The sequence below is a fragment of the Pseudomonas sp. CM27 genome (assembly GCF_013179515.1).
GTDB lineage: Bacteria > Pseudomonadota > Gammaproteobacteria > Pseudomonadales > Pseudomonadaceae > Aquipseudomonas.
In genome coordinates this window covers 1-9,243 of sequence record NZ_JABMCN010000245.1, presented here as the reverse complement: position 1 = coordinate 9,243, position 9,243 = coordinate 1, and the positions used below count along the sequence as shown (strand labels likewise).

Here is a 9,243-nt window from a genome sequence, read left to right as displayed (position 1 = left end):
GCTGTGGTTGCTCGCCGTCTCGTCGCCATCCCAATAGGTGTACGCGCCATCCCAGTAGCCGGTCAGCCGACCGACGCTGGTCTGCCACCAGCTGGCATCCCAGTTCGATTGCAGCCCCAGCCGGTAAACCATGGTCGAGTCACCGGTCTGCCCCGCCGAGAACGACACATCGGCGGCCTGCGCCGATGCTGCCTGCCCCAAAACAAAAGCGGCAGCCGCCGCCAAGCCCAGCAGTTTCTTCATGAGAAACATCCTTCTTCCTGATGCTGTTATTAGTGTCCGCCTCATGTCAGGCAAGCGGTAGAAAGCAGAAGTAGAACGATAGTTCAGCTGTTTTTCACGTTTTTTTCACAACGGAAAGCTTTGCACATCGTCGGCCTTATGCCACAGCACAGGTAGGATATTTCTGAGAGATTGCGGATCGGCGCTGGTCCAGAAGCGGGTATCGCGGGCCGGGCCTTCGGCCAGCAAATCACTCGCGCCCAGCAGCCGGTGCAGCTGCCGCGCCACCGCAGCGCCGGTGTCGATGACGGCCACATCCGCAGGCACCATGCCGGCCAGCAACGGGCGCAGGAAGGGATAATGGGTGCAGCCGAGGATCAGCGTGTCGCAACCTGCAGCCAGCAGCGGCTGCACGTAGCCCAGCAGCATCTGGCGCAATGCCGGGCTGGCCAGGTCGCCTGTCTCGATCAGCTCGACCAGCCCCGGGCAAGGCTGGGTGATCACCTGCACGTCGCTGGCGAAGCGGTCGAGCAAGGCGGCGAACTTGGCGCTCTGCAGGGTGCCGGTGGTAGCCAGCACCCCCACCACGCCAGAGCGGGTGGCAGCCGCCGCAGGCTTTACCGCAGGCTCCATGCCCACCAGCGGCCACACCGGGTACAACGCGCGCAAATCGGTCACCGCCGCCACCGTGGCAGTGTTGCAGGCCAGCACCATGGCCTTGGCACCCTGCTCATGGAAAAACGCAGCAATATGCCGGCAGCGTTCACGGATATAGCCTGGCGACTTCTCGCCATAGGGGACGTGGCCGCAATCAGCCACGTACAGCAGCGTCTCGTTGGGCAGCAGGCGCTGGATCTCGGCGAGCACCGACAAGCCGCCTACCCCCGAGTCCATCACACCCACCGGCGCCGAGCGCTCAGCCATCGCGTTTGCCGCACACCGCACAGGCCGGGTCACGCTTGACCCGCAATTCGCGAATACGGGTACCGAGCGCATCGATCAGCAGCAGGCGGCCGACCAGCGGTTCACCGAAGCCGGCCAACAGCTTCATTGCCTCCAGCGCCTGCAGGCTGCCGACCAGGCCCACCAGCGGGCCGATCACGCCCGCTTCGCTACAGGTCAGTTCGTCCTCGCTGCCATGCCCGTACAGGCAGTGGTAGCACGGGCTGTAGTCACGCCGTGGGTCGAATACCGACAGCTGCCCTTCCAGGCGGATTGCTGCACCGCTGACCAGCGGTTTGCCGCCGGCCACACAGGCGGCGTTGACCGCCTCGCGGGTAGAGAAATTGTCGGAGCAGTCCAGCACCAGGTCGACCGCCGCCACCGCCGCCGCCAGCGAGTCCTGGTCCAGTGCATGCCGGTGCGGAACCAGGCTGATTTCCGGGTTGATCGCCTGCAGGCGCTGCAAGGCCGAGTCGACCTTGCTCATGCCAACGCTGGCACTGTCGTGGATCACTTGGCGTTGCAGGTTGGTCAGGTCGACCGTGTCAAAGTCGGCAAGGTGCAGCTCGCCTACCCCGGCAGCAGCCAGGTACAAGGCTACCGGTGAACCCAGCCCGCCCAGCCCGACGATCAGCGCCTTGCTCTGCTTGAGGCGCAACTGGCCGTCGATGTCGATCTGGGCCAGCAGTACCTGCCGGCTGTAACGCAGCAGCTCTTCATCACTCAGCATGGCAGGCGCCCCAGTGTAATGCGTTCATGGCCGCCCAGGTCGGTGCGGCTGGCCACCTCGATAAAGCCTTGTTCAACCAGCAAGGCGCGTACCGCCGCTGCCTGATCGTAGCCATGTTCCAGCAGCAACCAGCCCCCCGGCAACAGGTGCCCGGGGGCCTGTGCAGCAATCACGCGCAGGTCGTCAAGGCCATCGGCGCCGGCCACCAGCGCGCTGCTGGGCTCGAAGCGCACATCGCCCGCCACCAGGTGCGGGTCTGCAGCGGCGATGTAGGGCGGGTTGCTGACAATCAGGTCGAAACGCTCAGCGGCCAGGCTATCGAACCAGTGGCTCACCCGCACCTCGGCATTCGCCAGGCCAAGGCGTTTGCGGTTGCGCTCGGCCAGGGCAGCAGCCTCCTCTACCCGGTCAACTGCAGTCACCTGCCAGGCCGGGCGCTCACTGGCCAGGGCCAGGGCGATGGCACCGGTGCCGGTGCCCAGGTCGAGGACCTTGGCTGGCAAGGCAGGTTGCAGCTCAAGGGCCGTCTCGACCAACAGCTCGGTATCCGGCCGCGGGATCAGGGTATGCGGCGCCACTTCGAGGTCGATCTTCCAGAAGCCCTGCTGGCCAAGGATATAGGCCACCGGCTCGCCGCCACGGCGACGCTGCAGATAGCCGGCATAGGTCTGGGCGTCCTCGCTGCTGACGATGCGTTCGGGCCAGGTGTGCAGGTAGCTGCGCGACTTGCCGATGGCCGCAGCCAGCAGCAGTTCGGCATCCAGGCGCTCGGTAGGCGATTCGGGCAACTGCGCGTTGCGCAGCAGGCTGGCGATGATGGTCATCAGTCCCCCAGGGCGGCCAGTTGATCCGCCTGGTATTCGGCCAGCAGCGGTTCGATCACGGCATCCACGCCACCGGCGAGGATGTCGTCCAGCGAGTACAGGGTCAGGTTGATACGGTGATCGGTCACCCGGCCCTGTGGATAATTGTACGTACGGATACGTTCGGAACGGTCACCCGAGCCCACCAGCAGCTTGCGCTCGCTGGCGATGGCATTCTGCGCGGCGCTGGTCTGCATGTCGTTGAGCTTGGCCGACAGCCAGGACATGGCGCGGGCACGGTTCTTGTGCTGCGAACGCTCTTCCTGGCACTCCACCACGATGCCGGTGGGCAAGTGGGTGATACGGATTGCCGAGTCGGTCTTGTTGACGTGCTGGCCGCCGGCGCCGGAAGAGCGGTAGGTGTCTACGCGCAGGTCGGCCGGGTTGATTTCGATCGCCGCCTGTTCGTCGGGCTCGGGCAGTACCGCCACGGTGCACGCGGAGGTGTGGATACGGCCCTGGGATTCAGTTTCCGGCACGCGTTGCACACGGTGTGCACCGGACTCGAACTTGAGCTTGCCGTACACGCTGTCACCTTCGACGCGGGCGATGATTTCCTTGTAGCCGCCGTGCTCGCCCTCGTTTTCCGAGAGGATTTCCAGGCGCCAGCCGCGTTTTTCGGCGTAGCGCGAATACATGCGGAACAAGTCGCCAGAGAAGATCGCCGCCTCGTCGCCACCGGTGCCGGCGCGGATCTCGAGAAACACGTTGCGGCCGTCGTTGGGGTCTTTTGGCAGCAGCATGCGTTGCAGGTGCGCCTCCAGCGTCAGCAGTTGCTCCTTGGCGTCACGCACCTCTTCCACGGCCATTTCGCGCAGGTCCGGGTCACTGTCCTTGAGCAGCGCCTGCGCGCCTTCGAGGTCGTCCTGGACTTTGCGCCACTCTTTATAAGCAGAGTAGACCGGCTCGACCTCGGCATATTCGCGGGAATAGGCGCGAAAGCGCGTCTGGTCGGAAATGACCTCGGCGTCACCAAGCAGGGCGGTGAGTTCTTCGAAGCGGTCCTGGAGGATTTCCAGTTTGTTCAGCAGCGACGCTTTCATTGCGGAGTCTTGTCCGTGGAGCCCTCGTTGAGGGCAAAGAGTTCCTGGGCCATGGCCAGCGCATCGACGCGGCCCTCGGCCGAGAGCTTTTTCAACTGCACGCTGGGCGCATGCAGGAGTTTGTTGGTCAGGCCCCGGGCCAGTTGGGCCAACACGTCCTCGGGGTTGCCGCCGTTGGCCAGCAGGCGCTGGGCCTTTTGCAGTTCTTCATCGCGCAGGCGCTCGCTTTGCTGGCGGTAGGCCTTGAGCACATCCACGGCGGCCAGCTCGCGCAGGCGCACCATGAAGTCTTCGGCGCCCACCGAGACCAGTTCTTCGGCAGCCTGCGCCGCGCCCTGGCGGCTCTTGAGGTTTTCCGCCACCACATCATGCAGGTCGTCGACGGTATACAGGTACACGTCGTCCAGCTCGCCGACTTCTGATTCGATATCGCGTGGCACGGCGATGTCGACCATGAAGATCGGCTTGTGCCGGCGCTGCTTCAGCGCGCTCTCGACCGCGCCCTTGCCCAGAATCGGCAGCTGGCTGGCGGTGGAGCTGATGACGATGTCGCTGTTGGCCAGTTCCTGGGGGATGTCGGCCAGCAACACGGCGTGAGCGCCGAACTGTTCGGCCAGGATACTGGCCCGCTCCAGGGTGCGGTTAGCCACGACGATGCGGCGCACGCCCTGCTCGTGCAGATGACGAGCGACCAGGGTAATGGTTTCGCCGGCGCCGATCAGCAGCGCCTGGCTGCGACCGAGGTCGCTGAAGATCTGCTTGGCCAGGCTGACCGCGGCAAACGCCACCGACACCGGGTTTTCGCCGATCGCGGTGTCGGTGCGCACCTGCTTGGCAGCGCTGAAGGTGGCCTGGAACAGGCGCCCGAGCAACGGGCCGACAGTGCCGGCCTCGCGCGCAACGGCGTAGGCGGACTTCATCTGGCCAAGGATCTGCGGCTCGCCGAGTACCAGCGAGTCCAGGCCCGAGGCCACCCGCATCATGTGCCGGACGGCATCGTGCTCCTCGTGGACGTAGGCGCTGGCGCGCAGCTCGTCCAGGCTGAGCCGATGATAGTCGGCCAGCCATTGCAGCACGGCGTCGGCGGACAGGTGGTCCTGCTCTATATAGAGCTCGCTGCGGTTGCAGGTCGACAGGATCGCCGCTTCGCGGCTGGATGTCAGTCGGCAGAGCTGCTGCAGGGCGTCTACCAGCTGCTCTGGGGTAAACGCCACGCGCTCGCGTACGTCTACCGAGGCAGTCTTATGGTTGATACCAAGTGCAAGAAAGGCCATGCAAGGTCGCTGGTTGTGACGGGAAGCCGATAATTGTCCTCTTTCGCAGGTTTTAGAACAACCACCGTTCGCTATTGCGCTGATAGTCAGGTGGTGCCTCTCAAGGTGTTCGTCCTGGGACCTCTTCGCCGGTGAGAACGAGCGCCGCCCGCGCGGCGCTCGATTTCACCGGCGACAAAGCTGTTGTGGCGGACACCCGGCACAGCCGCCCCGTTACGGAACCCTTCCCCCCCTCAAAGGTCGCAATTAACCAGCCACAGCACAGGTGGGTTTGCCCCCGCGCTTGTGTCATCATGCCCCCACCGCCGGTGAGTCCTCCTATAAGCCTTTCTATGAACAGACCATACGCACTGCTGCTTGCCTTCGCCCTGCTCCAGGGCTGCCAGAGCCTGGCCCCGCAAACGGCCGAGCCTCCCGTTGCCGAAGCCGGCAAGAGCGAGGCGGAAAAGCCCGTGGTGTATGGCTCGTTCAAGCCCGATACATTCTATAGCCTGCTGGTGGCGGAGCTGGCCGGCCAGCGCAACCGCTTCGACATCGCCCTGGCCAACTACACCGATCAAGCGGCAAAAACCCAGGACCCCGGTGTTTCCGAACGTGCCTACCGTATCGCCGAATACCTCGGCGCCGACGAGCCGGCGCTGGACAACGCACTGGTCTGGGCCCGCAACGACCCGCAGAACCTGGACGCCCAGCGCGCCGCCGCCATCCAGCTGGCCCGTGCTGGCCGCTATGACGACTCCATGGCCTACATGGAAAAGGTGCTGCAAGGCCAGGGCGACACCCATTTCGACTTCCTCGCCCTCTCCGCCGCCGAAACCGACCAGAGCACCCGCGACGGCCTGCTGCAAAGCTTCGAGCGGCTGCTGGTGAAGTACCCGGACAACAGCCAGCTGGTATTCGGCAAGGCTCTGCTGCTGAACCAGGACGGCAAGGCCGAACAGGCCCTGGAACTGCTGGAATCGCACCCGCCGCAAAACGGCGAGATCGCCCCGATCCTGCTGCGTGCGCGCCTGCTGCAGACCCTTGACCGCGGCCCGGAGGCCCTGCCATTGCTGCGCGGGGCCATTCGCGACAACCCGGACGACAAGCGTCTGCGCCTGACCTACGCGCGCACCCTGGTCGAACAGGACCGCATCGCCGACGCCAAGGGCGAGTTCCTCAGCCTGGTCCAGCAATACCCCGATGATGACGAGCTGCGCTACTCCCTGGCACTGGTATGCCTGGAGAACAAGGACTGGGACGAAGCCGAAGGCTATCTGCAGGAACTGATCGAACGCGACAGCAACGTCGATGCCGCGCACCTGAACCTGGGCCGCATCCACGAAGAGCGTCACGACCCTGCTGGCGCCCTGCGTGAATACGCCCTGGTCGGCCCAGGCCCCGACTACCTGCCAGCCCAGCTGCGCCAGGCCGACATCCTGATTGCCAACGGCCGCGGCAGCGAAGCCTCGCGGCTGCTCGCCGAGGCCCGCGAAGCCCAGCCGGACTACGCTATCCAGCTGTTCCTGATCGAATCGGAAAGCTACAGCAACAACAACAAGGACGCCCAGGCCAACCAGGTGCTGCAGCAAGCCATCCAGCGCTACCCGGACGACCTCAACCTGCTGTACACCCGCGCCATGCTGGCCGAAAAGCGCGATGACCTGGCGCAGATGGAAAAAGACCTGCGCGCCATCATCACCCGCGAGCCGGAAAATGCCATGGTCCTGAACGCCCTGGGCTACACCCTGGCCGACCGCACCACCCGCTATGCCGAAGCCAAGGCGCTGATCGACAAGGCCCACCAGTTGACCCCGGACGACCCGGCGGTACTCGACAGCCTGGGCTGGGTCAACTACCGCCAAGGCAACCTCGACGCGGCTGAAAGCTACCTGCGCCAGGCCTTTGCCAGCTTCCCCGACCACGAGGTGGCCGCCCACCTGGGGGAAGTGCTATGGGCCAACGGCAAGCGCCGCGAAGCCCGCCAGGTCTGGGCCAAGGGCTTCGACGCCCAGGCCGACAGCCCCATCCTGCGCAAGACCATCCTGCGCCTGACCGGATCCGAGACCCTTTAACGCCATGTTCCTGCGCCATTGCATTACCTTCACCCTGATCGCCCTGCTGGCCGGCTGCGCCGGCTTCGGTAGCCGCGAGGCCCTGCAGGGCCACGGCGACCCGCAACAGTGGCGCGCCCATAAAGAACAACTGAGCAGCCTGGACGGCTGGCAGATCAACGGCAAGGTCGGCATCCGCGCCCCGCGCGACTCCGGCAGCGGCACGCTGTTCTGGCTGCAACGCCAGGACTACTACGACATTCGCCTGGCCGGCCCGCTGGGCCGTGGTGCTGCACGCCTGACCGGTCGCCCCGGCGGCGTGGTGCTGGAAGTGGCCAACCAGGGCCGCTACGAGGCCACCAGCCCGGAAGCCCTGCTGGAAGAGCAGTTGGGCTGGAACCTGCCGGTCTCGCACCTGGTCTGGTGGGTGCGCGGCCTGCCCGCCCCTGACAGCAAGAGCAAGCTGACCCTGGACGGCGACAGCCGCCTGGCCAGCCTGGACCAGGATGGCTGGCAGGTGCAGTACCTGAGCTATACCGAGCAGAACGGTTACTGGCTGCCGGAACGCCTGAAGCTGCACGGCAAGGACCTGGACGTGACCCTGGTAGTGAAAGACTGGCAGCCGCGCCAGCTGGGGCACTGATTGCATGCACACACTTACCCTGCCCGCCCCGGCCAAGCTCAACCTGTGGCTGCACATCATTGGCCGCCGCCCAGACGGCTACCACGAGCTGGAAACTGTGTTCCAGTTTCTCGATCACGGCGACGAACTGAGCTTCGCCTTGCGTGACGACGGCGTCATTCGCCTGCACACCGAGATCGACACGGTTCCCCACGACAGCAACCTGATCGTGCGCGCAGCGCGCCAGCTGCAGGCGCAATCGGGCACCACGCTGGGCGCCGACATCTGGCTGAGCAAGGTATTGCCAATGGGCGGCGGTATCGGCGGCGGCAGCTCGGATGCCGCCACCACCCTGCTGGGCCTTGCCCATCTGTGGCAGCTGGACTGGGACGAAGACCGCCTGGCCGCGCTGGGCCTGGGCCTTGGCGCCGATGTGCCGGTATTCGTGCGCGGCCATGCGGCGTTCGCCCAGGGTGTGGGCGAGCAACTGACCCCGGTCGATCCCGCAGAGCCCTGGTATGTCGTGCTGGTGCCGCAAGTGTCTGTCAGCACAGTAGAAATTTTTTCACATCCACAGTTGACACGTGATTCGCTCCCCCTTAAGATGCGCCCCGTTCCCGAGGGAAACAGTCGAAATGACTGCCAACCGGTGGTAGAGCAGAATTACCCAGAAGTTCGCAATGCGTTGAATTCGCTGGGAAAATTCACTGAAGCTCGGCTAACCGGAACTGGAAGTTGTGTGTTTGGGGCCTTCCCAAGCAAAGCCGAAGCTGATAAAGTTCTGGCCCTTCTTTCAGCGACCCAAACAGGGTTTGTGGCGAAAGGAAGCAATATTTCGATGTTGCATCGCAAGCTGCAAAGTCTGGTCAAGAAGTCGAGCGCATAAGCGTTCGCAGCAACAGATACAGGGGCGTCGCCAAGCGGTAAGGCAGCAGGTTTTGATCCTGCCATGCGTTGGTTCGAATCCAGCCGCCCCTGCCATTTTCCTTATACTCATCCAGGTATACCCTCAGCCTTCAGGTACTGCGCGTGTCCAAGATGATGGTCTTTACGGGGAACGCTAACCCCGATCTGGCTCGGCGTGTCGTACGTCAGCTGCATATCCCTCTCGGTGACGTCTCTGTCGGTAAATTCTCCGACGGCGAGATCAGCACTGAGATCAATGAAAATGTCCGCGGTAAAGACGTCTTCATTATTCAGCCGACTTGTGCCCCGACCAACGATAACCTGATGGAACTGGTAGTGATGGCCGACGCCTTCCGCCGCTCCTCAGCATCCCGAATCACCGCCGTGATTCCTTACTTCGGATACGCCCGCCAGGACCGCCGTCCGCGTTCGGCACGTGTAGCCATCAGCGCCAAAGTTGTCGCTGACATGCTCACTGTCGTAGGTATCGACCGTGTACTCACCGTCGACCTGCACGCTGACCAGATCCAGGGTTTCTTCGATATCCCGGTCGACAACATCTACGGCTCGCCCGTACTGGTCGACGATATCGAGGACCAGCGTTTCGA

9 protein-coding genes, 1 tRNA gene and 1 pseudogene are annotated in these 9,243 nt (G+C 64.2%); 5 read left to right on the top strand and 6 right to left on the bottom strand.

What is annotated here, in order from left to right; all coding sequences use genetic code 11:
- The 6 genes and pseudogenes from HP547_RS23960 to hemA form a co-directional block, all read right to left on the bottom strand.
- Positions 1 to 252 (bottom strand): annotated as a pseudogene (locus tag HP547_RS23960) (acyloxyacyl hydrolase); the annotation flags it as partial.
- 96 nt (positions 253 to 348) lie between these two features.
- A complete protein-coding gene (murI, locus tag HP547_RS23955; RefSeq protein WP_172232808.1) occupies positions 349 to 1,146 on the bottom strand; it encodes a glutamate racemase in 798 nt (265 codons plus the stop codon).
- Positions 1,139 to 1,894, bottom strand: a complete 756-nt coding sequence (locus HP547_RS23950) for a molybdopterin-synthase adenylyltransferase MoeB (protein WP_172232805.1) — start codon at positions 1,892 to 1,894, stop codon at positions 1,139 to 1,141. The genes murI and HP547_RS23950 overlap by 8 nt, the downstream gene beginning before the upstream one ends.
- Complete coding sequence (gene prmC / locus HP547_RS23945; protein ID WP_172287800.1) at positions 1,888 to 2,718, bottom strand: peptide chain release factor N(5)-glutamine methyltransferase; 831 nt, start codon at positions 2,716 to 2,718, stop codon at positions 1,888 to 1,890. Before prmC ends, HP547_RS23950 begins: the two co-directional genes overlap by 7 nt.
- Complete coding sequence (gene prfA / locus HP547_RS23940; RefSeq protein WP_172233229.1) at positions 2,718 to 3,800, bottom strand: peptide chain release factor 1; 1,083 nt, start codon at positions 3,798 to 3,800, stop codon at positions 2,718 to 2,720. The genes prmC and prfA overlap by 1 nt, the downstream gene beginning before the upstream one ends.
- Complete coding sequence (gene hemA / locus HP547_RS23935; protein ID WP_172287797.1) at positions 3,797 to 5,074, bottom strand: glutamyl-tRNA reductase; 1,278 nt, start codon at positions 5,072 to 5,074, stop codon at positions 3,797 to 3,799. Before hemA ends, prfA begins: the two co-directional genes overlap by 4 nt.
- Before the next feature lie 332 nt (positions 5,075 to 5,406).
- Between hemA and HP547_RS23930 the strand changes: the two genes are divergently transcribed.
- The 5 genes from HP547_RS23930 to prs all read left to right on the top strand — a co-directional run.
- Complete coding sequence (locus HP547_RS23930) at positions 5,407 to 7,128, top strand: tetratricopeptide repeat protein (protein WP_172287794.1); 1,722 nt, start codon at positions 5,407 to 5,409, stop codon at positions 7,126 to 7,128.
- A gap of 4 nt (positions 7,129 to 7,132) precedes the next feature.
- Positions 7,133 to 7,750, top strand: coding sequence for a lipoprotein insertase outer membrane protein LolB (gene lolB / locus HP547_RS23925; protein ID WP_172224518.1), 618 nt, complete (start codon positions 7,133 to 7,135; stop codon positions 7,748 to 7,750).
- 4 nt (positions 7,751 to 7,754) lie between these two features.
- Complete coding sequence (gene ispE / locus HP547_RS23920) at positions 7,755 to 8,615, top strand: 4-(cytidine 5'-diphospho)-2-C-methyl-D-erythritol kinase (RefSeq protein ID WP_172224521.1); 861 nt, start codon at positions 7,755 to 7,757, stop codon at positions 8,613 to 8,615.
- Between the two features lie 20 nt (positions 8,616 to 8,635).
- Positions 8,636 to 8,710: transfer RNA gene (locus HP547_RS23915), tRNA-Gln, on the top strand.
- A gap of 48 nt (positions 8,711 to 8,758) precedes the next feature.
- Positions 8,759 to 9,243: ribose-phosphate diphosphokinase (prs, locus tag HP547_RS23910; RefSeq protein WP_172287791.1), on the top strand; the 485-nt coding region annotated here is incomplete at its 3' end.

Bases quoted from the DNA above. Each gene is read 5' to 3' on its own strand.
- murI (WP_172232808.1), bottom strand. From the start codon at position 1,146: ATGGCTGAGCGCTCGGCGCCGGTGGGTGTGATGGACTCGGGGGTAGGC.
- HP547_RS23950 (WP_172232805.1), bottom strand. From the start codon at position 1,894: ATGCTGAGTGATGAAGAGCTGCTGCGTTACAGCCGGCAGGTACTGCTG.
- prmC (WP_172287800.1), bottom strand. From the start codon at position 2,718: ATGACCATCATCGCCAGCCTGCTGCGCAACGCGCAGTTGCCCGAATCG.
- prfA (WP_172233229.1), bottom strand. From the start codon at position 3,800: ATGAAAGCGTCGCTGCTGAACAAACTGGAAATCCTCCAGGACCGCTTC.
- hemA (WP_172287797.1), bottom strand. From the start codon at position 5,074: ATGGCCTTTCTTGCACTTGGTATCAACCATAAGACTGCCTCGGTAGAC.
- HP547_RS23930 (WP_172287794.1), top strand. From the start codon at position 5,407: ATGAACAGACCATACGCACTGCTGCTTGCCTTCGCCCTGCTCCAGGGC.
- lolB (WP_172224518.1), top strand. From the start codon at position 7,133: ATGTTCCTGCGCCATTGCATTACCTTCACCCTGATCGCCCTGCTGGCC.
- ispE (WP_172224521.1), top strand. From the start codon at position 7,755: ATGCACACACTTACCCTGCCCGCCCCGGCCAAGCTCAACCTGTGGCTG.